We start from the raw sequence: 23,864 nt of genomic DNA, 5'->3' as shown, positions 1-23,864 counted from the left end.
GATTTTTACTTTCATATCAGCGAGTTGACCATGCAGCGTATTTTAATCGTTGAAGACGAACAAAAAACAGGTCGTTACCTGCAGCAGGGACTGGTTGAGGAAGGCTATCAGGCCGATCTCTTTAATAATGGCCGCGATGGTCTCGGGGCCGCGTCGAAGGGACAGTATGATTTGATAATACTGGACGTGATGCTGCCTTTCCTCGACGGGTGGCAAATCATCAGCGCACTGAGGGAGTCCGGGCACGAAGAACCGGTCCTGTTTTTAACCGCAAAGGACAACGTGCGGGACAAAGTGAAAGGACTGGAGCTTGGCGCAGATGACTACCTGATTAAGCCCTTTGATTTTACGGAGCTGGTTGCACGTGTAAGAACCCTACTGCGCCGGGCACGCTCGCAGGCCGCAACAGTCTGCACCATCGCCGATATGACCGTTGATATGGTGCGCCGGACCGTGATCCGTTCGGGGAAGAAGATCCATCTCACCGGTAAAGAATACGTTCTGCTTGAGTTGCTGCTGCAACGCACCGGAGAAGTGTTACCCAGGAGTCTTATCTCGTCCCTGGTCTGGAACATGAATTTTGACAGTGATACGAATGTGATTGATGTCGCCGTGAGACGTCTGAGAAGTAAAATTGATGATGACTTTGAGCCAAAACTGATCCATACCGTTCGCGGTGCCGGATATGTCCTGGAGATCAGAGAAGAGTGAGGTTCAAAATTTCCCTGACCACACGCCTGAGCCTGATTTTTTCTGCGGTGATGCTTACGGTATGGTGGTTATCAAGTTTTATCCTGATTAGCACCCTTAATGGCTATTTCGATAATCAGGACCGCGATTTTCTGACAGGTAAACTTCAGCTCACCGAAGAGTTTCTTAAAACAGAGACGTTCAGGAACAAAACGGATATTAAGTCATTATCAGAAAAAATAAACGATGCGATGGTGGGGCACAATGGCTTATTCATTTCTATAAAAAACATGGAAAATGAAAAAATTGTTGAACTCTATGCCAAAAATTCTGTTGTTCCAGCGGTCCTGCTTAATAAGTCGGGTGATATTCTCGACTATATGATCCAGACGGAAGAAAATAACACCGTGTACCGCAGTATCTCGCGGCGGGTTGCCGTGACGCCGGAACAGGGTAAAAGCAAACATGTCATCATTACGGTTGCCACGGATACTGGGTATCACACCCTGTTTATGGACAAACTCAGTACCTGGCTGTTCTGGTTCAATATCGGTCTGGTCTTTATTTCTGTTTTTCTGGGCTGGCTGACCACACGTATTGGTCTGAAACCGCTACGGGAAATGACCAGTCTGGCTTCCTCCATGACCGTACACAGCCTGGATCAGCGTCTAAATCCCGATCTGGCTCCGCCGGAAATCTCTGAGACCATGCAGGAGTTCAATAATATGTTTGATCGCCTGGAGGGGGCATTCCGGAAACTGTCAGATTTCTCGTCTGACATCGCGCATGAGCTGCGCACACCAGTCAGTAATCTGATGATGCAGACGCAGTTTGCACTGGCTAAGGAAAGGGATGTTTCGCATTACCGCGAAATTTTATTCGCTAACCTGGAAGAACTGAAAAGGTTGTCACGAATGACCAGTGACATGCTTTTTCTGGCACGTTCAGAGCATGGTCTGCTGCGGCTGGATAAACATGATGTGGATCTGGCAGCCGAACTGAATGAATTACGTGAGTTGTTCGAGCCCCTGGCAGACGAAACAGGAAAGACAATCACGGTTGAAGGAGAGGGCGTTGTTGCCGGAGACAGCGATATGCTCCGACGTGCTTTCAGTAACCTGCTTTCCAATGCAATCAAGTATTCTCCCGATAACACCTGTACAGCGATACACCTTGAGCGTGACAGTGACTGTGTGAACGTGATGATTACGAATACGATGTCCGGCCAGGTTCCCGCTAATCTGGAACGTTTGTTTGACCGGTTCTATCGCGCAGACTCATCAAGGTTCTACAACACGGAAGGCGCGGGGCTGGGATTATCAATTACAAGGTCGATCATTCATGCTCACGGCGGCGAGCTGTCAGCAGAACAGCAGGGGCGTGAAATTGTGTTCAAAGTGCGCCTGTTAATGGATTAATCCCGTTGTTCAGGAGAAACCTGGAAGGTGACAAAATTGTCATCATTCAGTCACGCGATAAACAGAGGCGGTTTTTTATAATTATTCATAAATCAGGAGCAGCGTGATAACACAATCACCTGGTTCCTGGAGTGATGATTAACCCGCCCTGAGATCAACTGCTTTCTCTGTTATAAGCCATTGATTGTTTGGGTATGTAAACACCGGAGACCCAACCATGAAAAAGATTCTCGTATCATTTGTTGCCATTATGGCTGCCGCTTCATCTGCCATGGCTGCAGAGACAATGAACATGCATGACCAGGTAAATAATGCACAGGCACCTGCCCACCAGATGCAGTCATCTGCTGAAAAAAGTGCAATTCAGGGAGACAGCATGACAATGATGGATATGAGCAGTCACGATCAGGCCGCAATGTCCCATGACATGATGCAAAACAGCAATTCTGCTGCCCACCAGGACATGGCTGAAATGCATAAAAAAATGATGAAAGCTAAACCCGGAGCTACCAACGAAACAGCAAAGTCATTTTCTGAAATGAGCGAGCATGAGAAGGCCGCAGCTGTACATGAGAAGGCGAATAATGGTCAGTCTTCCGTTGTTCACCAGCAGCAGGCTGATAAGCATCGCAGTCAGATTACCCAGAATTAACCCGCAGCTCCACTTGTTAGACCCTCATTTGACGCCGAAGTCACTGGCTTACGCTCCCGTCCGGGAGCGTTTTTTTTCCCATATATCAAACTTTAACTCTGAAGAGGTGGAAGTATCTGACCAACACTGTCACGTAACGCCAGATAACTACAAAAACACCTTTTTCCTCCTGTAAATTGCAGTTCCTGCAAGAACATCAAGGCATAATGTTGGAACAGCGTGTGATACACACTTAGCATCATGTTTTGTATGTGTTTTTTTAAAACTTTACAACTTTAAAGTCTTTTTCAGGTTAAAGGATACAACTTTAATGTCTCTACACAGCTGAGGGTAAATGACAAGCGGGCGCGGTCATTCATCATTGCATTTTAGGGGCTGACGGCGACGTCAGTCAGGTGAACAACGTCCAGAATATTGCTGGCGGCCACGGTTCCCATCTTGATGTATGACGCTGCGCTGACGCCGCCAATATGCGGCGAAATGATGACGTTATCGACGGTCTGCCACAGGTTCGGGGCGGTCAGTGGCTCGCTGGTAAAGCTGTCGAGTGCCGCGCTGTGCAAGGTTCCATCCTTCAGCGCGTGTAACAGGGCTTCATCGTTAATTAACCCGCCGCGCGCTGTGTTCACCAGAATCGCGTTACGTTTACAGTGCGCGAGCGTGTCTGCGTTGATCATTCCTCTGTTGTCGTCAGTGAGCGGACAATGCAATGAGATAACATCGGCACGGGATAAAAGGTCGGGTAAGGTGTTTGCCCGTTCACAACCAGATGGCATCGTTTTAGCGTAAGGATCATACGCCACAATCTGCATGCCGAATGCCTGCCCCACCAGCGCAACCCGCGAGCCAATCGCCCCCAGACCGATAAGCCCCAGCGTCATGCCTTCCAGCTCGATAGATTTGTGCGTGGCTTTATCCCAGTGCCCGTCGCGCAGGCGTTTATCAAGGGTGACCACGGATTTGGCACAGGCAAGAATCAATGCCCAGGTATGTTCTGCAACCGCTGCCGCATTGGCGCCGGGGGCGGAACGAACGGCGATATTACGCGCCGCTGCCGCTGGCTGGTCTATCACGTCAATGCCGCTTCCGTGTTTCGATATAACCTGTAATGCAGGGGCTGCATCCATGATCCTTGCGGTTATTTTGCCGTAACGCACCAGGATGGCCACAGGATTGTGCCGTTCGCACAGCGTAACCAGCTGATCTTCTGTGGGCTGGTGACCGGCATACACCACGTCAAAGTCTCGCAGCATGCTGACAGCCTGGTCCGCCAGGTCGCATCCCGTGACCAGTACAACGCGTTTATCTTCCATTACAGCGTCTCCCCGTCAGATAACATGCCTGCCTTACGCAGCGCGTCGTTAAGCCAGTGTGGACGTAAATCGCCCTCACGAATAGCAGCAAGACGTCGGGTCTCTGTTTCGAGTTTCCCTTTGGCCATGGCGATAACGGCCTGCACTTCATCACGCGGGATCACCACCACGCCGTCGATATCCGCGACCACCAGATCCCCGGCTCGTACCGTTGCACCAGCGATAGAGATGGGGTGATTAACCCGGCCAGGAATGGATTTTGTCGGGCCACAGGGGTTAAGACCGGCGGCGAAGACGGGGTAGTGCCCTTTACTCAGGGTATCGGCATCACGTACCGCCCCGTCAATGATGATGCCCGCAATACCGCTTGCCTGGGCCTGCGTCGCCATAATCTCACCGAGCAGCGCACAGGTCAGGTCGCCTTTCCCGTCAACAACCAACACATCGCCAGGCTGTGCTACGGCCATTGCGGCATGGATGGCCAGATTATCTCCCGGGCGCACCTCCACGGTAACTGCCGGGCCCGCAACGGCCATGTGAGGCGCGAGCGGTTTGATACGACCATGGAGTGTACCGCGGCGACCGGCAACATCCGCCAGAATGGCGGCCTGATACTCGGCAGCCTGGTGAACCTGTTCAGCCGATACGCGTTCGACCTGACGATTAATCAATGATTTTTCAGAAACGGACATATATGCCTCCATATTGTTTTACTGTGTACAATGCAGGTGTACAATACAAAACAACTATAGCGGTGTTACTTTCCCATTAGCCAGATCTGCGATGGCGTTTGTGATGTAAACACGAAGTGACTCACAAAAATTGAGGTACACTCACTGCCGAGCAGAAAAGGAGATGATGATGGGTAACGAAGGCGTTGTAGCGGTCGAAAAGGCGCTGGCTTTACTGGATTGCTTCCGTCCCGGCGATGAGAGCCTGACGCTGACCGCGCTGGCGCAGCTATCGGGTTATCACAAAACCACGGTTTACCGGTTAATGAATTCGCTTGAGCGAATGAACTATGTCGTCAGGCATGATGACGGCAATTATGCGCTTGGCCCACGTCTGCTTTACCTTGGCAAACTTTATGAACAATCTTTCCATCTTTCCCGGGTGGTGCAGCCTGAGCTTCAGGCGTTATCACAGGCCTCTCAGGAGAGCGCCAGCTGGTATGTGTTAGAAGGCGGGCAACGTCTGTGCCTGTTCCGGGCAGAAGCATCGCACGGGTTGCGTCACAGCAATCTGCCGGGTACTCAGTTTCCGCTGGACGATTCTGCCATCAGTAAAGTGCTTCGCCACTGGGGCCTTAATGACGCGCTGCCAGAGGGGGAGCCCGCTGTTCCGCTCTATACCGCAGGCGCCCGTGACCCGCATACTGCGGCGTTCGCAATGCCCGTCTTCGGCGTCAATGACAAGCTGATTGCGGCGCTGGCGTTGACCGGGCCCATCTCCAGACTGACTGAAGATCGCCGTGAACAGGGGATCAGCCAGCTAATGCATGCCACCGCCAGCCGCCTGTCACAGAAAATGGGGGCCAGTAAGCCTTTTTGCCAGCAGTTTTATGGGGAAACGCAGGATACTGCGGAAGAGAGTCTCTAAGCATAAAGCGGGACGTGCGTCCCGCTTTTGTTATGTCTAATGGGTGACCTGCTTTTCATGCAACTGAGCATTGCTGGCCTGGCGTCCCATCACCAATACCGCGATACCCCCCGTGACGCATAACGCCGCCAGAGGAAGCATGGCCAGCGTGTGGCTACCCGTCCGTTCGTTGATAATACCGTAAGCGTTGACCATCACCGCACCGCCGATAAGGTTAGCGATGGCGCCAATTGCAGCCAGGCCCGCAGCCGCCGACGTGCTGCTCATCCAGCCTGACGCCAGCGCCCAGAAAGGCCCCTTCATTGAATACGCCCCTATCAGCATGATGCTCAGGATAACAATGGTGGCGGAAAGAGAGACGCTGACAAAGGCGGCAAATACGCCTGCGGCAATAATGAAAAGGGTCAGAGCGGTATGCCAGCGGCGTTCGTTGGTTCGGTCCGAACTGCGTCCCCACACAATCATCAGTACGGATGCCAGACCGTAAGGAATGGCGTTGAACAGACCCGTCTCCAGATTATCCAGGTGGAACGATTTCAGCAGCTGCGGTGACCAGACGCTGATGGTGGTGCCCGCTGATGACGCGCCTGCGTAAATCAGCGCCAGCAGCCAGATTTGACGATGCCTGAGCAGCTGCCATGTCGTCTGGTGTCCGATATTTTTTTGCTGTTGACGCTCGGTTTCAAGCGTCGTTTCCAGCCATTTTTTCTGTTCCGCGTTAAGCCAGTTAGCCTGGTGCGGACGATCGCGAAGAACAAACCAGGCGGCAATACCCAGCAGGACGGCGGGTAAACCTTCAATGATAAACAGCAGATGCCAGCCGCGCAGACCCAGCCATCCATCCAGCGACAGAATCAACCCGGACAGCGGCGAGCCAATAAAATTGGCCAACGGGATCGCGACCATAAAGGACGCGATAATTCGCGCACGGTAGCGGGAAGGGATCCACCAGGTCAGAAAGAGTACGACGCCGGGGAAGAAGCCCGCCTCCGCGGCACCCAGCAGAAAACGCACGATATAAAGCGACGTCGTGTTTTGTACCAGTGCCATACACATGGATACCACCCCCCAGCTGATCATAATGCGGGGGATCCACAGACGTGCGCCAACTTTCTGCATTGCCAGATTGCTTGGAACTTCAAACAGAAAATACGCCACGAAATAGAGGCTACTGGCGAAGCCAAACGCCGCTTTGCTGAGACCGAGATCCTCATTCATCTGTAGCGAAGCCATGCCGATATTGCCGCGATCGATAATGGAGACCAGATAACTGACTATCAGAAACGGGAGGATACGCCAGATCACCTTGCGCATAGTCTCTCTTTCTATGTCCTCAGTGGCGGCAGTGCCATTACGAATATGTTCTGTCATGTGTTCCTCGCAGGGTCTGTTCTTGGTTTTATTAGGTACAACTCGGTTTTATTAAACAAAACCACTATAGCGTCGGCGCCTTCTTTTTATCCAGTTAATGGAAGGTTTAAATGATGTAAATAAGACGTGACTCACAGTTAACGGGCTTTACCTCGTGAGCCTAAACGACAGATGCGCCACCCCCCGTTGTGAGGTAAAGTACACACCTTGCGCAGCCAAAGAGCTGCGGTTTTGTGGGGTATAGGCGAATAACACGCTCCCCCATTCTCACTTCTGGTTTACGCCAGCCTGCATGGTGTTGTGTTTTGTCTTCTTAAAAGGGTTGTCTATGTCTGCTGCTCATCTCGGTTTCCCGACGGAAACCGTTGTTGTCTTTGTGGTGATGGCCGTTGGGGCGATGTTTATCGACCTCTTCATGCACCGTCACGATAAACCGATCTCGCTGAAAAGCGCGGCCATGTGGTCCATCTTCTGGGTCATGATGGCGATGGCGTTTGCTGGCTTCTTATACGTGCACCACGGCGCGGAGATGGCCAGTCTGTTCCTCACCGGCTATGCACTGGAAGAGGTGCTCTCCGTCGACAACCTGTTTGTGATGATGGCGATCTTCGCCTGGTTCGGCGTGCCGGATAAGTATCGTCACCGCGTGCTCTACTGGGGCGTGCTGGGGGCGATTGTGTTCCGCGGTATTTTTGTTGCCATCGGCACCAGCCTGCTGAGCCTGGGGCCATACGTTGAGGTGATTTTTGCGCTGGTCGTCGGCTGGACCGCGGTGATGATGCTGAAACGCAATGAAGAGAGTGATGAAGTCGAGGATTACTCCAACCATCTGGCGTACCGCCTGGTAAAACGCTTCTATCCGGTCTGGCCAAAAATCAGCAGCCACGCGTTTATCCTGACCCAAAAAGAGGTGGACGCCGAGCTGGAGAAGCCTGAAAACAAGGATGTGATGGTAGGTCGCGTGAAGAAGGCGAAGCGCTACGCGACGCCGCTGCTGCTCTGCGTGGCGGTGGTAGAGCTGTCCGACGTGATGTTCGCCTTCGACTCCGTTCCCGCGATCATTGCCGTCAGCCGCGAGCCGCTGATTATCTACAGCGCCATGATGTTCGCAATCCTCGGCCTGCGTACCCTCTACTTCGTGCTGGAAGCGCTGAAGCAGTATCTGGTGCATCTTGAGAAAGCGGTAGTGTTACTGCTGTTCTTCGTGGCGTTCAAGCTGGGGCTGAATGCGACCGATCACTTCTGGCATCACGGCTATAACATCGGTGCCACGGCAAGCCTGTTTGTGGTGCTGGGGGTACTGGCGCTGGGGATTATTGCGAGCGTGATGTTCCCGGGGAAACGTGAGGCCTGATGTATCGCTTTTCTCCCTCTCCCTGTGGGAGAGGGCCGGGGTGAGGGCACCGGGCCGCACCTAACCCTTAATTGGTGAGTTTCGGCGCTTGCGCGGATGATGGAAATGGCGCCAGTGCGGATCCTGCGCCGCCGCCAGCAGCTCGTGGTCGCCACGCGTGTCGCCCCAGGCGCGCAGGTGATATGCGTTCAGATCGCCATACACCTTTTCCAGCCTCGCCACTTTCTGCGCGCAGCGGCAGTTGTTACCGGTGATCCGCCCGGTCAGCTTGCCGTCTTTCACTTCCAGCTGCGTGCCAATCAGCTTAATGCCGAGCTTATCGGCCCACGGCTGCAATACCAGCGCCGGGGAGGCGGAGCAAATCGTCACTTCCGCACCGGAATTAACTTCGTTGGCGACAGCCATGACCCCTTCCGGGCGCATCAGCTTGTTCCAGTATTTTTCACAGAAGGCCTCTGCCTGCTGACGTAACCAGTGCTCATCCACCCCCGTCAGGAAGGTTTTGATCAACACCTCTTTCAGCTCATCACGCGTCAGCTTGCGACGCACGCAGTGCAGCGTAGGCAGGGCCATGCGCACCAGGCGACCCGCAAAGTAGCGCTTGCCAAAGGCAAAGCGCAGGAACGGAATAAAACTGTCGTGGTGCGTCAACGTACCATCAAAGTCAAAGACAGAGAGCACGCTGGACTTCGCCACGGCTTCGTCGGCAATCATATTGGTCATAAATACGTCTTAGCTGAAATACACATTCTGTTCACTAGTTTACCTGCTTTACCTTCACAGTCCTTCTATCCGATCTCATTTTTTCTCGAACCTGTGGCCTGACGGGTCAAACTATGTCATCCACCACGCCACCGTCAACGCGCAGCGCCGCGCCGGAAGTCGCGGAGGCCTGCATGGAACAGACATACACCACCATATTCGCCACTTCTTCTACCGTTGCAGCGCGCTGAATAACCGAGCTGGGGCGATTCTCCATCACGAACGCTTTCGCCAGCTGCTCCAGCGATTTGCCGGTTCTCTCCATCTCGTCTTTCATCATCGCGGCAAAACCGTCCGACATTGTCGGGCCCGGCAGCACGCTGTTCACCGTGACGCCGCTGCCTGCCACGAACTTCGCCAGACCGCGCGCCAGCGAGAGCTGGGCGGTTTTTGTCACGCCATAGTGGATCATATCCGCAGGAATATTGCAGGCCGATTCTGACGAGATAAACACTACCCGACCCCAGCCTTTTTGTACCATACCGGGCAGCAGGGCACGGGAGAGGCGCACGCCGGACATCACGTTGGTTTGCCAGTAGCGTTCCCAGGTCTCGTCGTCGGTGGAATAAAAATCCTGCTGGCCATAGATCCCGGCGTTATTCACCAGAATATCGACGTGCGTGGCGACCCTGAGCAGATCGTCAACGCCCTCCTGCGAGCTCAGGTCGGCGATGGCGGCACGGACCTGTACGCCTGGCACCACCTGCTGTAGCGCCTGAATGCCTTTGTTCACCGAGTCGACGCTGCGCCCGTTGACGATCACTTCTGCACCGCTCTCCGCCAGTCCGCGGGCGATGGCAAACCCAATACCGCCGGTGGACGCGGTCACCAGCGCTACTTTCCCCGTTAAATCGATTTTCATCGTTCACTCCTTGTCGTTTTATGGTTCAAAACTTAAAGCGTAGCAGTTGACGATGACGGCTCCTGTTTAAAAAGGCGCAACAGCGTCTCAACCTGCTCGTCCAGCGGGCTGAGGGAGCGTTTAACGATGAGGTGCAGCGGCGTGGCGCGTCGAACGCCGTGGCTGAGGGGCAGGATTTTGAGGATGCCCTGCTGGAGCGGGGTCTGAATGCGTTCTTCCGGTAACCAGCCATATCCAACCTGATACATCACTGCTTCGATCGCGGCATCGATGGTGGAGAATGTCCACGACTCCCCGGTGGGGCGAACGGTGGGCTGGCTGTCTGCGATCTGAATGCGCGGCCACGGTCGAAGCATCTCGTCGTTAAGCGGTGTATCCAGCGCAAACAGCGGGTGCGCGTGATGCGCGACGGCAACAAAATCGATATTCATCAGCCATTCGCCCAGGCCGGTAATGTCCTGGCGGCGGGTTAAGACCATCACGTCGGCCTCATCATTGAGCGCATCTGCGCGGCTGTTTTCCAGCACCTCGGTAAGCCGCACCTGCGTTTGCGGGTACAGCTGCTGAAACTGGCGCAAAATCGCGAACAGCCGGCTGCGCGGAAAAATACTGTCTACCATCAGGTCGATACGGGTTCGCATCCCGCTGCGCAGGGTCGCAGCGCGCGTTTCAACATAGGCGAAGGCTTTCAGCAGCGGTTTAACCTGGTTCAGCAACAGCTCACCCGCCGGGGTCAGCACGGCACGGCGTCCCTCTGTCATCAGGAGCGCTACGCCCAGCCGCTCCTGCAAAAGCGACAGGTTATAGCTGACCGAGGACTGGCTGCGATGGGTCTCTTCCGCCGCCTTAGCGAAGCTGCCAGCCTCGATGACTCTTTCCAGCAAGGCCCACTGTTCGAGCGTCGTCTTGTGCATGATTAATCTAAATTTTGGATGAATTTGATTCAAACATAGCGTTATTCATTCATTTTTTGAAGGGGTACGATCGTCTCATCAAAACAAAGGAGACATCTTATGAGCACCTTCGATAAACATGATTTAAGCGGCTTCGTCGGCAAACATCTGGTATATACCTACGACAATGGCTGGAACTACGAAATTTACGTTAAAAACGAGAACACGCTCGACTACCGTATTCACAGTGGTCTGGTGGGCAATCGTTGGGTGAAAGATCAGCAGGCCTACATTGTCCGCGTCGGGGAAAGCATCTATAAAATTTCCTGGACGGAGCCAACCGGTACCGACGTGAGCCTGATTGTGAACCTGGGCGACCGCCTGTTCCACGGCACCATCTTCTTCCCACGCTGGGTCATGAATAATCCGGAAAAAACCGTCTGCTTCCAGAACGATCACATTCCGCTGATGAACAGCTACCGTGATGCCGGGCCAGCGTATCCAACCGAAGTGATTGATGAATTTGCGACGATTACTTTTGTACGCGACTGCGGTGAGAATGACGATAGCGTTATTGCGTGTGCTGCCAGCGAGTTGCCAAAAAACTTTCCAGATAATTTAAAATAAGCTTAGCAACGCGTTAAATGCACAACGGCCATTTCGGTTTTAACCGGAATGGCCGTTTTTTATGCCGCAGAAATACCGGAGTAAGTCACCGATTCCGCCGTTAAGGTGAAAGGCGTAGGGGTACAGACCGCCAGACTCAGCGAGCCGAAGCGCAGCTGGCTGACCGGGAGCGACTGGGCGGTGCTGTCAATGCTGACAATCTGCCACGCGCTGCCGCCACGCTGTTTGACGATCGCCTCTTTGCGCGTCCAGATGCGCCAGAATGCGGAAAGCTGTTCTTCCGGCGCTTCACGCTCCAGCTCGTCATGCTCGGTGAGGCTGAAAACGGCATTCGCCAGCGCCTGCCAGTTCTCCCGCGGGCGGATCACTTCGATATCGCAGCCAACCTCGCCTTCATCGCTTATCAGCATGGCAATATCGTCCCCGCTGTGGCTCAGGTTAAACCACAGCGGATGGCCGTTAGCGAAGGCCGGTTTTCCCTGCTCGCCGTAGATTATCTCGGGAAGCGGTGAGGGGGATAAAGTTCTGGCGAGCAGCGTCCGGCCTGCAAGCCAGGAAGCGTATCGCGCACCCTGAGGTGCCATGTCTGCGAGCGTTGACGCCAGGGGGTCCGCGCTAAGGGTGGAGATCTTTCCCAGTACAAACTGGTACATAGTTACGCCCAGCGTTTAATGATTATCGAGGTATTAATGCCGCCAAAGGCAAAGTTATTGCTCTGAATAAATTCGCAATCAATCGGGCGGGTTTCCCCCATAATATAATCTAAAGCGCCGCATTGCTCATCCGGTTGTCTTAAATTGAGCGTCGGCGTGAACCAGCCCTCCCGCATCATATGCAGACTCAGCAAGGCTTCCAGCGCGCCGCAGGCACCCAGGGTATGGCCGAAATAGCTCTTTAAGGATGAAATGGGCACGCTGTCGCCGAAAATAGCGGCGGTCGCCTGACTCTCGGCGATATCCCCGCGATCGGTTGCCGTGCCGTGGGCAGAAATGTAGCCAATGTCCTGAGGGCTAAGGCCCGCCATCGCCAGCGACTGCTCCATACACACCTGCATGGTTTCACGCTGGGGCTGGGTGATGTGCGCCGCATCGCAGTTGGTGGCAAAGCCCACGATCTCACCATAGATTGTCGCCCCGCGTGCTCTGGCGTGATCCAGCGCTTCCAGCACCAGCGTGCCCGCCCCTTCGCCAATCACCAGGCCATCGCGCTGAACGTCAAACGGCGACGGCGTGGTTTTGGGCGCGTCGTTACGCTGGCTGGTGGCAAACAGGGTATCGAAAACCGCCGCTTCCGACGGGCACAGCTCTTCCGCGCCGCCTGCCACCATCACGGTCTGGTAGCCGTGACGAATCGCTTCCCAGGCGTAGCCAATCGCCTGGCTGCCAGAGGTACAGGCGCTTGAGGTGGGGATCACCCGTCCGCGCAGGCCAAAGAACAGTCCGGTATTCACCGCCGTGGTGTGCGGCATCATCTGCACGTAGGTGGTGCCGGTGATGTTGTGGGTGTGTTTTTCGGTGAGCATGGAGGCAAACTCGCTGACCGGCCCGGTGCTGCCCGTCGACGAGCCGTAGGCGATGCCGGTCTGACCGTTGGTCAGCACCGCGTCGTCGATCAGTCCCGCCTGCTCCAGCGCCAGCTCGGTGGCGCGGGTTGAGAGCAGCGACACGCGGCCCATGGCGCGAATGCGCTTACGGGTATAGTGAGCGGGCAGAGTGAAATCTTCAATCGGCGCGGCGAGCAGGGTTTGCAGGCCGTCATACGCCTGCCACTCCGTCATGGTACGTACCGCATTTTCATACTCGCGCAGACTGCGCGAGATGGTCGGCCAGTCCTCGCCGAATGCGGTGATGCCGCCCATACCCGTAATCACTACCCGGCGGGTCATAGCATGCCTCCGTTGATCGATATCACCTGTCGCGTCACATAGCCTGCTTTATCCGACATCAGGTAGCTCGCCAGCCCGGCCACTTCCTCGGCCTGGCCCATACGCTGCATCGGGATCATCGACATCGCCGCGTTCAACGCGGCTTCATCCATCTCGATCATACCGGTATCAATCAGCCCCGGAGCGATGCAGTTGACGGTGATTTTGCGTTTTGCCAGCTCGGTGGCGAGCGCTTTGGTGGCGCCGATGATCCCGGCTTTCGCCGCGCTGTAGTTCACCTGCCCACGGTTGCCCATAATGCCTGACACCGACGACAGGGTGATGATCCGCCCGCCCTTGCGGGTGCCGATCATCGGCATAATGCAGGGATGAATAACGTTATAAAAACTGTCGAGATTGGTGTGGATCACGCTGTCCCAGTCATCGTCGCTGAGCGCCGGAAATGCGCCGTCGCGGGTAATACCGGCGTTACTGACCACGCCATACCACGCGCCGTGGTCAGCGATCGCCTGTTCCAGCACCGTACGGCACTGCTCGCGGTTGCCCACGTCGAAGGTGAGTAAACGGCCCGCGCCGCCTGCCTGGACAATCGCCTCAAGCGTCTCCTGCGCGCCCGCTTCATCACGATGGTAATGCACGCCGACGGTGAAACCGTCCGCCGCAAGCTGAAGGGCGATAGCGCGGCCAATGCCTTTGCTGGCGCCGGTGACCAGTACGGATCTCATTATGGTGTTCCCTGGTTGAAAAGTGTGGTTAATTCTTCCTCGCTCGGCTGGAAGGTATTCACGCGGCCCGTGGCGAGGGAGACATTGTCCGCATGAATGGTGCACTCGAAGCTGCCAAAGCGCTCATCCTGCATCAGACGTTCGATGGTGATGGTCAGCGTGCAGCCTGCGGCAAAATGCCCTGCGTCGCACACCAGCTCGCGCGCGCCCAGCACCATACCCAGCGCACAGTGCGGCAGCCCTTTTTGCATCCGGTGCCATTCAGACCAGACGCCCACGGTCTGAGCCATCAGCTCCAGCGCAAACCAGCCGGGCAGGTTGCCGCCTGCGTCCAGAAACGGCGCCAGAACGCCCCGTTCGTTCACCGTCACGCTGCAAACGGCGCGGTCATCGGTGACGCTTTCCACGCTCTCAAGCAGCATCATCGGCGTGTCGTGAGGAAGATAATCCCCGGGTGGTAAGTAGCGCATCATACTCTCCCCAGCAGAAGGCTGGCGTTGTTGCCGCCAAACGCGAAAGAGTTTGACAGGATCACTGGTTTATTCAGCGGTGCGCTCTGGTGCAGTAGGCCGAAGGCGGGCAGGGTGTCGTCCGGCGCGTAGCGGGAAAAATCCTGCGGCGGCAGCGGCAGGTCTCGGGTCAGGATCAGCCAGCTCAGGGCGGCCTCGGTGATCCCGGCGGCACCCAGCGTGTGGCCGGTAAGATGTTTCGTGGAGCTGCACGGCACGCGGTCGCCAAAGAGATCGTGGATCACCTGCGCCTCAATGCGATCGTTCAGCGGCGTGGCGGTGCCGTGCAGGTTGATATAACCGACGTCCGCCGCCGTCATGCCCGCCTCGTTCAGCGCCTGGGTGATGGCGCGGATCGCCCCTTCGCCCTGCGGATGTGGGGCGGAAATATGGTACGCATCGCTGGATTCCCCCGCGCCCAGGAGCGCAATCTCGCCCGGCTCGCGGGTCAGTACCATCAATGCTGCCGCTTCGCCAATGGTGATCCCACGACGGTTGCGGCCAAACGGTTCGCACAGGGTCGGGGAGAAGGATTCCAGGCTGTTGAAGCCGTTGACCGGCATGCGGCTCAGGCTGTCGGCTCCGCCGACGATGGCGACGTCCACCAGACCGGCGTCGATCAGGCGACGGCCGCTGATGATCGCCCGTGCGCTGGAGGAGCAGGCGGTCGAGATGGTATACGCCGGGCCGTCCAGCGCAAGCCAGCTGGCGAGAAAGCGCGACGGATCGCCCAGCTCCTGCTGCGGATATTGCCACTGCGGACTGCGCTCGCCGTTCTGCGCGCGGCGCACGTACTCATCACCCTCGTCCAGTCCGGAGGTGCTGGTGCCCAGCACCACCGCCACGCGGTCGCGCCCCACGCGCGCAATGGCCGCATCGACGGCGGGCCGGATTTGCGCCAGCGCCGCCAGCAGCAGCTGGTTGTTGCGACTTCGATGCGCAGAAAAAGACCCGGGAACAGGGGGAAGATCACCCTCCACCCCGCCCAGCACGGCCTCGGGTAAGCCCTGTAGCCAGCCCGCACGCTGGCGCATCCCGGGGGCCACGCCAGCGTTCAGGTTTGCCGCTATTTCATCAGCCGAGTTGCCGAGCGCGTTGACCATGCCAACGGCAGAAAGGTAAATCATCTCAGTCACCCAGATATTGAATGGTGATGTGGTAGTGAAAAGCGTGCTGCACAATGCTAATCGGTTCGCGCCTGCCGTTACGGTTCAGGTAGGCAATTTCCGTGACCAGCTTGCCATCGGGGTTGCGCAGTTCGCGTCTGGTGTCAGTATCGTTCAGCGTCCAGCCTTTCGGCAACTGCGGCTGCCAGGCGCTGAGGGGCCAGTGGCTGAGCATCACGTCGGCCAGCACCTGGCTGGCGGGCGGCAGCTGCGGCATCACAACCGACTGCTCGGTGTGGATCCCGGTGTCGTCGTAGGTGGCGAGGAACAGGCGGATCCCGACGGAGGAGAGGCCGGCAAGCGTCACTTTATCGCCATCGGCGTTCAGCATCACCAGCAGCGACTGGGTCTGGCCTTTAAAACTGCCGGTAAGCAACTGCTGCGCGCGGATGGCAGGCGTGATGCCCGGCGGTGGCAGCGTGACGCGGGTGCCGGGCTGGAGCCAGGCCTGAGGGCGCGCGTCATCGCGGTTCGTCGTATGGCTACACCCCGCCAGCAACAGGGCCATCATCACTGCCGCCAGGCGAATGAAACGGGTCATGGTAAGTTCTCTTTGTTAGTCGGCATCGCCAGCGGGGCGAGCAGGAACGCGGTGAAGATACCGCTCACCAGCACAATGCCAAAGCTGCTGATGGCCTGAGTGGTGCTGAACACCAGCATCCCCAGCGTCAGCAGGGTGGTCATCATGGCGAGGGTAATCGCCAGCATGGAGGTCAGCGGCGTGCCGCGCGGGTTGCTGAAAAACAGCGTGTAGTTGATGCCAATGCCGAGGACCAGCACCAGCGCCAGCAGGGAAAACAGGTTCACCGGATGGCCCGTCACGGCCAGCGCCGCCAGCCCGCCGCCCAGCGACAGCACGGACGGCACCAGCGCCACCAGCCCTTTTCGCCAGCCGAGGCGCACCACCGCGCCGCAGGCAATCACCGCCAGCGCCACGCCCAGCAGCCCCGTCAGCAGCGCGCGGTAGAGTGCAAACAGGCTGTCGAAGCTGGCCTTACGGTCAACCCAGACGACTCCGGGATGGCGGGCGGCCAGCTCACCGAGCGCAGCGCTGTTTCTGACGCCATCGACCGGGACCAGCACACCGCTTTTGCCGTCCGGCAGCGTCAGCCACAGCAAACGCCAGCCCTCGCTGGCCGGGCTGGCGAGCCACGCCTCTACGCTGACAGGCATGGCGTTCAGATTCGGGGCGACGGCATTCAGCCCCGTGCTTTGCAGCATTTTCGTCACCGTCGGCGCGGCGTTACGCAGAAGTTGCAGATCGCTGTTCTGCCGCGCCAGCGAGTTCAGCGGCAGGGTGCGCCAGCGGGTTAATTCTCCGGCTTTTTGCGCCTGCGCCAGCGCCGGGGTAAACGCCTCCAGCCGCTCCAGCGTTTCCTGAGCCGACTCGCCATACACCACGAACCACTTCTGATCGACATTTTGCCCGGTCAGGGCGGTGATGGTTTTTTCCTGCGCCAGAATGTCCTGCGGCAGCGCCTGAAGCCGGGCGATATCGTCATCCACCCGCAGGCTGGCGATCCCGATGGCGGAGAGCAGCGCCAGTGCTACCGGCAGCCCGACGGAGAGGGCTTTGCTGTCGCGCCAGGCGTTCAGCCAGCGCTGCATCATCCCTCTAAGGGGGATCGGGCGAACCGGCATGCCACGGCACAACCACGGGTGCCAGAACATTACCGTCAGGCACGAGGCGCTCAGCCCTGCGGCGGCGAACACCGCCATCTGACGAATGCCGGGGAAGGGGGCCAGCATCATGAAGAGATACGCCACGACGGTAGTCAGCAGCGCCAGCAGCAGCGCGTTACGCACTTTTGCCAGGCTTTGCCAGGGCGAGTGTTCCGCGCCGTGCACCATCCGCTCCGTGAGGTAGTAAATCGTATAGTCCGCCGAGATGCCGATGATGCTCATGCTCATCACCAGCGTCATCAGGTGCAGCTCACCGAACAGCAGGAGCGTCACGACCGTCCCCGCCAGCGCGCCGATGGCAATGGAGAGCAGGCTCAGCAGCAGCGGACGCACGGAGCGAAACACCGACACAATCAGCAGGATCACCCCGAGCACCGTGGCGACGCCGAGCGTGGAAATATCTTTTTTAGCCTGCTGGCTGGCGTAATCGCTGTAGAACACCGTCCCGCGCGAGAGCAGCTGCGCCTGTGGATACTGGCTTTTCAGCGTCTGATGCAACGCGTTGAGGGTGGTCACCAGCTGGTGGGTTTGCTGCATGTCAAACGACGAGCCTGCCAGCTCGCCGTGCAGCAGATACCAGTAGTTCCCGGCCGCATCTTTTGTCACCAGCCAGCCGTCCATCAGCTGCATCTTCTGGCTGTTCTTCGCCAGCGCGAGCTGCGCGCCGCGCATCAGCATCAGCGGATCGTTTTGCAGCTCCTTGCCGCTCACGCCGGAAAAGGCGGAGTAGAGCTGGGACAGGATCCACTGAGCCTGCGTTTCACCGCCGTTTTGCAGGCGGGCGCGGGTGGCCGGATCGACCAGGCCATTGCGGTGCTGCCAGAAGAAATCTCCCCAGGCCTGTTGCCCGGCGGCATCCAGCGGACCTTTTACGACACTCAGCGCCTGGCTGCGTTGCAGCAGGGTTAACCACTGCTGCGCCACGCGCGGGTCCGGCTGTTTACCAGGGCTGACCAGCCAGATGAGCTGGCGGTCGAGGCGCTGCATAAATCCGTCGTTGAGGGCGGGAGGGATCGCGCCGAGCGTCTGTTTCGGCAGCATGGCGAGCACGCTGCTGTTCAGCCGCGCGCCAGGCAGCAGCGACAGCAGCACGCCCAGCAGGATCAGGCATACCGCGGCCCACAGCAGCGCCGGGCGCAGGGCGTTACGGTGCGGCAAAGCGCTGGCGTTCTGCATCGGTCAGGCGGGCGGGCGTCAGTTGGTGGCGGGAGAGGGCGATATCCGTCGTGTCGCCCTGCTTATCGTTCAGGCGAATGGATTCCAGATAGATCGCGCCCTTCAAATCAAGGGTGGAGAAAATCTTGTCCAGCGGCGTGGTAACGGGCGTCAGCACCAGCGACCAGCGGCCTTCACCCTGGTCTTTGAAATCGACGCGGAAGTTCTCTTCCAGCACCTTGCGGTCGGCCTGGAACAGCGCCCGCAGCAGATGGTTGAACTGGAACATCTGCGGGTTAGTGTCGGCGGTAATGGTCTGCGGCGGCTGACCGTTGACGATTTGCACCATCCGTTTGTCATCCAGCAGCAGCATCATCGGGAACGGCGCTTTTTGATCCCACAGCAGGCCATTGTCACGGGCGATCAGCATCTCCCCCTGCGAGCGCAGGGGCTGAGGCATGTCCTTGATCGTGCGGGTCTGTTCGAAGTGCGCGCGCACCACCGGTTGCTCCGCAAACCGCTGTTGCAGTTCATCCAGCGTGACCGCGTTCACCAGCGGGCTTACCAGCAGCGCGAGTAGCGTTATCCACTTCATGGCGCGATCCCCATGCGTTCGAACAGAATGGCCGGGCTGACAAAGCACATCTCCCGGCTTGCTTCCTCCACGGCCACCTGAATGGTGTAGCCGGTGGTGGTGCGTTTCCCGGTTTGCGCGTCGAAGATTTGATAGGCGATGCGCAGACGGTTTTCAACCTCTTCAATGTGGGCGCGGACGCGAATGCGCTGCTCGAAGGTCACCGCGTCGCGGTATTTCACCCGCGTATCCACCACCGGCCAGACGTAGCCGGACGCTTTCATCTGGCGATAGCCGTAATCAAACTGGTTGAGCAGCGCTTCGCGGGCAATCTCAAAATAGCGGAAATAGTTGCCGTGCCACACCACGCCCATCATATCGACGTCGTGGAACGGAACGGTGATTTCAACTTCAGCCGTAAAGCGGGGATCGGTCAGCACCCTTTACTCCTTCTCGTTGACCTCTGGCAGCTGCCAGAAATCGAAAAAATTAAACCAGTCGAGCGGCGACAAGAGCGCGTAATGCTCCAGCCGCTGCGCATAGCGATCGACGGTCTGCTGTAGCGCCTGCTGGCGTTCGCCGCGCGGCAGCAGCAGCGGGTCGGCAAACGGCTCGCAGTGCAGGGTCAGCTTTCCCTGCTGGCAGAGGGCAAAAATCAGCACCACCGGGCAGCGCAATAGGGACGCCAGGATAAACGGTCCCTGCGGGAACGGCGCGGGCTGGCCCATAAATTCGCTCCATATCACCCGCCAGCTGCCGCCGCGCTGCGGGGTGACGGCGATGCGATCGCCCACGATCGCCACCCATTCGCCGCGATCCAGCTTCTCTTTAATGAGGATGGCGGTCTCCGGGCCAATGTCGGTGACCGGCATCAGGTGAATGCCCGCTTGCGGCGCCATCTCCTCCATCACCTGTTTAAAACGCTGAGCATTGTCGCTAAAGACCAGCGCGTTGATGGTTTTCGCCCCTTCGCGCTGGGCCAGCGCCCGGCAGGCTTCCACATCGCCAAGATGCGACGCGAGCAGCAGTTTGCCCTGAGGATCGTCAAGACCCAGCGCCTCCTGCGCGCCTGGCGCAAAGACCAGATCGCGATGAAGCTTCATTTCGCCGCGCCAGCTGGCCACTTTGTTCAGCATGGCATGACCGAAGCGCAGGAAGTGGGAAAAACTGTTAAGCCGTACGGGTTGCGGCATTTGCCGCTGTGCCATCACCGTTTTAACCCGCGTCAGCCACTGCTGCGACGCCTGACGCGCAGCGCGGGCGGTCAGCCAGTAGACGGCCGTAACCGGCCACAGCAGGATGGTAAACGCCTTTCGCCCCAGCAACTGCCAGACGCGCAGCATCAGGCGCATGCCCCATAATCCTTTCACCTCCTGCTGCTGCGCCCAGTGCTGCGAGCGGCGACGCATCAGCAGGGAAGGAATGCGCGGCAGCATGCCGAGAAACAGACGGGTATGCATCAACGAGATGCGCACGTTGTCTTTCAGGGCATCGAAATGGGATACCCCATCCGGCGGATAGGTCACGCGGGTGGGCAGAAAATAGCTAATGTTGCCCTGCCAGTAGAGGCGCACCATCACTTCAGTATCAAAATCCATCCGCCTGCCGAGCGGCGTGCCCGCCGCCAGGCGCATTACCGGCGCTATCGGGTAAACGCGAAACCCGCACATGCTGTCTTTTAGTTGCAGGGAGAGGGTTTCAATCCAGACCCAGACGTGTGTTATCCAGCGCCCGTACAGGCGCGAACGGGGGATCGAGTCATCATAAACGGGCTGACCGGAAATGAGCGCATCGGGATGGCGTTCGGCCAGCGCCAGCAGTTTGGGGATGTCTTCAATAGCGTGCTGGCCGTCAGCGTCCACCTGAACGGCGTGGGTGAAGCCGCGATCGGCACAGGCTTTCAGCCCCTGCATCACCGCCGCGCCTTTGCCGCTGTTTTCGGCGAGGCGCAGCAGCGTGACCTGCGGACGATCCGCCGCCAGCGCTTCAAGCGTGCGGCGCGTGGTTTCATCGCTGCCGTCGTCCACCACCAGACAGGGCAGATCGAAAGGCGCCAGGCGCGCCAGCACCGAAGCCATCATCGCCCCGTGGTTGTAGCACGGGATCAGCACGCAGGGACGGAAGGTTACTGACATAAGCGAATCTTCCCGCTGCTGGCGGTGTGGCGCTCGTTACCCGCATGGCGCTGGTAGCTAAAGGTCAGCATCTGGCGTTCGGGCTGCCAGGCAAGGAGCAGCGTGACCGTGTTCTCCGGCAACAGCGGGGCGGCGAACTTTACGTTCTGAATACTGTGAAAACGGTAGCCCGGCGCCAGCGCGGCAGCGTAATGCATCACCCGGTCGAGCTGGGCTACGCCCGGCAGCAGCGGCTGTACGGCGAAATGTCCCTTAAACCAGAGCAGGTCAGGATCAAGATAAAGGGTTATCTCCAGATACCCGGGGCCAGGCTCGCGGCGTTCGATTTCAGGGATTTTCATGAAACAACTCCTGTAGCTGGGCAGTTACGCGCTTGTTCATGCTGTTGACCGGAATTTCATCAACGATCCGCCAGTAGCGCGGCACGGCAACCGGTTCAAGCCAGGGGCGAAGGGCGCGACGCCAGGCGAGCTCCTGCGCTTTTTTGCTCTGTTCGTGTTGCTGACGCACCGCTTCATTCAGCACCAGCAATACGCCAATACCCTGACGCCCGCCGCGCGTCACCGTCAGCGCGGCGGCTTCGCGGATGCCGTCCAGCGCCAGCAGGCGGCGCTCAATGTCATCGAGCGAAATGCGCTTATCTTCAATTTTGACCACCCGACCGCGGCGCCCGACGAGGCTGAACTGCCCGTCAGCCGTGAAGTGCAGGATATCATCCAGCAGGACCCCCTCCGCCTCGGGGATCAGCGGCGACGTCACGCGATCGCCGTGAAACGTCACGCCGGGGAAAGGCTGCCAGCGGATGCTTTCCTCCTGACGGTAGCGCCAGGCCATAACCCCCGTTTCTGTGCTGCCGTATATTTCATCCGGCCAGACGTTGAGCCAGGCCTGAACCGCGGCGACCTCCTGCCAGGGCAGCGCGCCGCCAGCGGAGAAGAGCAGGTTGACGGGGGGCGGCGTCAGCGACGCGTCCAGCCGCTTGAGAAACGCCGGACTGCTGATGAAAAGATAGCGTTTATCGTCGGGAAGGGCAGAGAGCTGCTCGGCATAGTTGAGCAGGCTGGCGTGCAGCGGCAGGCCGAGCGCCATGGGTAAGACGACACGAAACGTCAGGCCATACAGATGGTGCAGCACCACGGAAGCGACGACGTGGCAGCCTGCCAGACGATCGCCAAAAAGTTCCGCCAGCAGACGAGCCTCACGATCCAGGCTGACCACCGGCTTACTCACCCGCTGCGGCGTGCCGGTCGAGCCGGAGGTGTAAAGCTCGATCGTGCGCATCTCATCGATGGCAGGCAGCGGTGAAAAGGGATGGCCTGCCCGCTGAACGGAAGCCACCCGCAGCTGTCGCCCCTGAAAATCGAGCGTGGTGTCGCTCAGGACGCCGCTGAACAGCGCCCGCTGTTCGTTAAGCTGTGCCGCCCGGCTGTGCCCGGGGAGGACCGGCGTTTTATCCGCATGCAGCGTCGCCAGCAGCGCGACAATAAACAGATAGCCGTTTTCGATGCACAGCGCCCAGCGCTCGCCTTCTTCATCACGCAGCGTGTCGACCAGCTGAGTGACATCGTGGCGCAGATCGCCAAGCGTCCAGAGATGGTTGTCCTGCCAGGCGACAGGGGTGTCGTCAGGGCGGGGGGCACTGAGCCACTGGCTAAGCGGGAGAGGGTTAAGCATCGTTTTTCATCACCCGTTGTCGCACCAGCCACTCGCCGGCCATCAGCGTGCCCATCAGGAGATAGGCAATCATCCCGTTCCACAGCGTCCACAGACGGATATCGGCGTGTAATACGGTAAACAGCGCGATCGCCCCGTTAATAATAAAAAAGCCGCACCAGACCTGGGTAACCCGGCGCGTGTAACGTACCCCGACGGGGGAGAGATCCGGTTCACGCAGGCGCGCCAGCCGTTCAACGACAGGCATTGCCGTCCACAGCGAACCACCAAACACCACCAGCATCACCAGATTCACCACCACCGGATAAAACAGCACCCACTGGTGCGCGTGCAGGACGTAACTCGCCGCGCAAAGCGCTATGCCAGCCAGCGCCACGCTCACGAAAAGATAACGCAGGGGACCGCCCTGCCGACGGGCCTGGCAGACGCGTAACAGCAGCACCAGCGCCATCACGGGCAGTATCCCGTGCAGGCTATTATTCGCCAGCCCGAAGCCGATCAAAAACGGCCATGCCAGCAGCATCAGCCCCGTCAGGGCGGGAAGAACTGGAATCGAACGCACGTTACGCGTCGCGCTGAAGCTGTTCCACAACGTCCACGACGTCCTGCACCGTGCGCACCGCTTTGAAGGTTTCGGGCTTGATTTTATGGCCCGTCTTCTTTTGCAGGTGCACTACCATATCGACGGCATCAATGCTGTCGAGATCCAGATCCTCGTAAAGCCGTGCCTCAGGGGTAATATCCTCCGGGGCGACTTCAAACAGCGTAATAAGAAGCGCAGAGACTTCCTGATAAATCGTTTGTTGTTCTGTCATAG

At 58.0% G+C, this 23,864-nt stretch carries 26 protein-coding genes; 6 read left to right on the top strand and 20 right to left on the bottom strand.

Annotated features, from left to right (window positions below):
• Positions 1–30: 30 nt before the first annotated feature.
• The 3 genes from pcoR (at position 31) to pcoE (ending at position 2,760) form a co-directional block, all read left to right on the top strand.
• Entirely contained in the window at positions 31–711 is a 681-nt protein-coding gene (gene pcoR / locus ACQG0S_RS21220) for a copper response regulator transcription factor PcoR (protein WP_001188930.1), read from the top strand.
• Entirely contained in the window at positions 708–2,108 is a 1,401-nt protein-coding gene (gene pcoS, locus ACQG0S_RS21215; RefSeq protein ID WP_001211180.1) for a copper resistance membrane spanning protein PcoS, read from the top strand. The genes pcoR and pcoS overlap by 4 nt, the downstream gene beginning before the upstream one ends.
• A 217-nt stretch (positions 2,109–2,325) precedes the next feature.
• A complete protein-coding gene (pcoE, locus tag ACQG0S_RS21210) occupies positions 2,326–2,760 on the top strand; it encodes a copper resistance system metallochaperone PcoE (protein ID WP_000723069.1) in 435 nt (144 codons plus the stop codon).
• A 368-nt stretch (positions 2,761–3,128) separates the two neighbouring features.
• On the opposite strand, the gene ACQG0S_RS21205 is transcribed toward pcoE, so the two are convergent.
• Both ACQG0S_RS21205 and ACQG0S_RS21200 read right to left on the bottom strand, forming a co-directional pair.
• A complete protein-coding gene (locus ACQG0S_RS21205; RefSeq protein WP_045622202.1) occupies positions 3,129–4,073 on the bottom strand; it encodes a hydroxyacid dehydrogenase in 945 nt (314 codons plus the stop codon).
• Positions 4,073–4,765, bottom strand: coding sequence for an RraA family protein (locus tag ACQG0S_RS21200; protein ID WP_022649701.1), 693 nt, complete (start codon positions 4,763–4,765; stop codon positions 4,073–4,075). Before ACQG0S_RS21200 ends, ACQG0S_RS21205 begins: the two co-directional genes overlap by 1 nt.
• Before the next feature lie 169 nt (positions 4,766–4,934).
• On the opposite strand from ACQG0S_RS21200, the gene ACQG0S_RS21195 reads away from it, so the two are divergent.
• Positions 4,935–5,672 carry an IclR family transcriptional regulator gene (locus ACQG0S_RS21195; RefSeq protein ID WP_032674096.1) on the top strand — a complete coding sequence of 246 codons (738 nt, stop codon included), beginning with the start codon at positions 4,935–4,937 and terminating at the stop codon, positions 5,670–5,672.
• 36 nt (positions 5,673–5,708) lie between these two features.
• On the opposite strand, the gene ACQG0S_RS21190 is transcribed toward ACQG0S_RS21195, so the two are convergent.
• Positions 5,709–7,043, bottom strand: coding sequence for an MFS transporter (locus ACQG0S_RS21190; protein WP_022649699.1), 1,335 nt, complete (start codon positions 7,041–7,043; stop codon positions 5,709–5,711).
• A 328-nt stretch (positions 7,044–7,371) separates the two neighbouring features.
• On the opposite strand from ACQG0S_RS21190, the gene ACQG0S_RS21185 reads away from it, so the two are divergent.
• Positions 7,372–8,397, top strand: a complete 1,026-nt coding sequence (locus ACQG0S_RS21185; protein WP_023298822.1) for a TerC/Alx family metal homeostasis membrane protein — start codon at positions 7,372–7,374, stop codon at positions 8,395–8,397.
• A 60-nt stretch (positions 8,398–8,457) separates the two neighbouring features.
• On the opposite strand, the gene ACQG0S_RS21180 is transcribed toward ACQG0S_RS21185, so the two are convergent.
• From ACQG0S_RS21180 to ACQG0S_RS21170, 3 genes are all read right to left on the bottom strand, one after another.
• Positions 8,458–9,120, bottom strand: a complete 663-nt coding sequence (locus tag ACQG0S_RS21180; protein ID WP_022649697.1) for an HAD family hydrolase — start codon at positions 9,118–9,120, stop codon at positions 8,458–8,460.
• A 106-nt stretch (positions 9,121–9,226) separates the two neighbouring features.
• Positions 9,227–10,021 carry an SDR family NAD(P)-dependent oxidoreductase gene (locus ACQG0S_RS21175; protein WP_048966274.1) on the bottom strand — a complete coding sequence of 265 codons (795 nt, stop codon included), beginning with the start codon at positions 10,019–10,021 and terminating at the stop codon, positions 9,227–9,229.
• A gap of 32 nt (positions 10,022–10,053) precedes the next feature.
• Positions 10,054–10,935 carry a LysR family transcriptional regulator gene (locus ACQG0S_RS21170; protein WP_023298821.1) on the bottom strand — a complete coding sequence of 294 codons (882 nt, stop codon included), beginning with the start codon at positions 10,933–10,935 and terminating at the stop codon, positions 10,054–10,056.
• Positions 10,936–11,034: 99 nt separating this feature from the next.
• Here ACQG0S_RS21170 and ACQG0S_RS21165 point away from each other — a divergent pair, with 99 nt between their 5' ends.
• Positions 11,035–11,541 carry a phenolic acid decarboxylase gene (locus ACQG0S_RS21165; protein ID WP_048966275.1) on the top strand — a complete coding sequence of 169 codons (507 nt, stop codon included), beginning with the start codon at positions 11,035–11,037 and terminating at the stop codon, positions 11,539–11,541.
• A 59-nt stretch (positions 11,542–11,600) separates the two neighbouring features.
• Here ACQG0S_RS21165 and acpT read toward each other — a convergent pair whose 3' ends face one another.
• Genes acpT through ACQG0S_RS21095 form a run of 14 tightly spaced genes read right to left on the bottom strand, consistent with a single transcriptional unit; the run spans position 11,601 to position 23,862 of the window.
• Positions 11,601–12,194: a 4'-phosphopantetheinyl transferase AcpT gene (gene acpT / locus ACQG0S_RS21160; protein ID WP_022649693.1), complete on the bottom strand. Its 594-nt coding sequence runs from the start codon at positions 12,192–12,194 to the stop codon at positions 11,601–11,603.
• A gap of 2 nt (positions 12,195–12,196) precedes the next feature.
• On the bottom strand, positions 12,197–13,426 hold the full coding sequence (locus ACQG0S_RS21155) for a beta-ketoacyl-ACP synthase (RefSeq protein WP_048966276.1): 1,230 nt from the start codon (positions 13,424–13,426) through the stop codon (positions 12,197–12,199).
• Positions 13,423–14,154 carry a 3-ketoacyl-ACP reductase FabG2 gene (locus ACQG0S_RS21150; RefSeq protein ID WP_032626847.1) on the bottom strand — a complete coding sequence of 244 codons (732 nt, stop codon included), beginning with the start codon at positions 14,152–14,154 and terminating at the stop codon, positions 13,423–13,425. The genes ACQG0S_RS21155 and ACQG0S_RS21150 overlap by 4 nt, the downstream gene beginning before the upstream one ends.
• On the bottom strand, positions 14,151–14,621 hold the full coding sequence (locus tag ACQG0S_RS21145) for a 3-hydroxy-fatty acyl-ACP dehydratase (RefSeq protein ID WP_048966284.1): 471 nt from the start codon (positions 14,619–14,621) through the stop codon (positions 14,151–14,153). Before ACQG0S_RS21145 ends, ACQG0S_RS21150 begins: the two co-directional genes overlap by 4 nt.
• Positions 14,621–15,787, bottom strand: a complete 1,167-nt coding sequence (locus ACQG0S_RS21140) for a beta-ketoacyl-[acyl-carrier-protein] synthase family protein (protein ID WP_046620697.1) — start codon at positions 15,785–15,787, stop codon at positions 14,621–14,623. The genes ACQG0S_RS21145 and ACQG0S_RS21140 overlap by 1 nt, the downstream gene beginning before the upstream one ends.
• Before the next feature lies 1 nt (position 15,788).
• On the bottom strand, positions 15,789–16,367 hold the full coding sequence (locus tag ACQG0S_RS21135; RefSeq protein WP_023307143.1) for a DUF3261 domain-containing protein: 579 nt from the start codon (positions 16,365–16,367) through the stop codon (positions 15,789–15,791).
• A complete protein-coding gene (locus tag ACQG0S_RS21130; RefSeq protein WP_048966277.1) occupies positions 16,364–18,685 on the bottom strand; it encodes an MMPL family transporter in 2,322 nt (773 codons plus the stop codon). The genes ACQG0S_RS21135 and ACQG0S_RS21130 overlap by 4 nt, the downstream gene beginning before the upstream one ends.
• Positions 18,654–19,259: an outer membrane lipoprotein carrier protein LolA gene (locus ACQG0S_RS21125; protein WP_048966278.1), complete on the bottom strand. Its 606-nt coding sequence runs from the start codon at positions 19,257–19,259 to the stop codon at positions 18,654–18,656. The genes ACQG0S_RS21130 and ACQG0S_RS21125 overlap by 32 nt, the downstream gene beginning before the upstream one ends.
• Positions 19,256–19,678, bottom strand: coding sequence for an acyl-CoA thioesterase (locus ACQG0S_RS21120; protein ID WP_006812302.1), 423 nt, complete (start codon positions 19,676–19,678; stop codon positions 19,256–19,258). The genes ACQG0S_RS21125 and ACQG0S_RS21120 overlap by 4 nt, the downstream gene beginning before the upstream one ends.
• Before the next feature lie 3 nt (positions 19,679–19,681).
• Positions 19,682–21,373, bottom strand: coding sequence for a glycosyltransferase family 2 protein (locus ACQG0S_RS21115; protein WP_045622195.1), 1,692 nt, complete (start codon positions 21,371–21,373; stop codon positions 19,682–19,684).
• Positions 21,364–21,714, bottom strand: a complete 351-nt coding sequence (locus ACQG0S_RS21110; protein ID WP_022649683.1) for a (3R)-hydroxymyristoyl-ACP dehydratase — start codon at positions 21,712–21,714, stop codon at positions 21,364–21,366. Before ACQG0S_RS21110 ends, ACQG0S_RS21115 begins: the two co-directional genes overlap by 10 nt.
• Positions 21,701–23,047, bottom strand: a complete 1,347-nt coding sequence (locus ACQG0S_RS21105) for an AMP-binding protein (protein ID WP_048966279.1) — start codon at positions 23,045–23,047, stop codon at positions 21,701–21,703. Before ACQG0S_RS21105 ends, ACQG0S_RS21110 begins: the two co-directional genes overlap by 14 nt.
• The gene (locus ACQG0S_RS21100) at positions 23,040–23,639 is read right to left on the bottom strand and encodes a hypothetical protein (protein WP_045622193.1); all 600 of its coding nucleotides are present in this window, start codon (positions 23,637–23,639) and stop codon (positions 23,040–23,042) included. Before ACQG0S_RS21100 ends, ACQG0S_RS21105 begins: the two co-directional genes overlap by 8 nt.
• On the bottom strand, positions 23,611–23,862 hold the full coding sequence (locus tag ACQG0S_RS21095; protein ID WP_022649680.1) for an acyl carrier protein: 252 nt from the start codon (positions 23,860–23,862) through the stop codon (positions 23,611–23,613). The genes ACQG0S_RS21100 and ACQG0S_RS21095 overlap by 29 nt, the downstream gene beginning before the upstream one ends.
• Between the last annotated feature and the right edge of the window lie 2 nt (positions 23,863–23,864).

Source organism: Enterobacter cloacae complex sp. 418I7, assembly GCF_050030705.1.
GTDB lineage: Bacteria > Pseudomonadota > Gammaproteobacteria > Enterobacterales > Enterobacteriaceae > Enterobacter > Enterobacter intestinihominis.
This window is presented reverse-complemented; position numbering and strand designations above follow the sequence as displayed.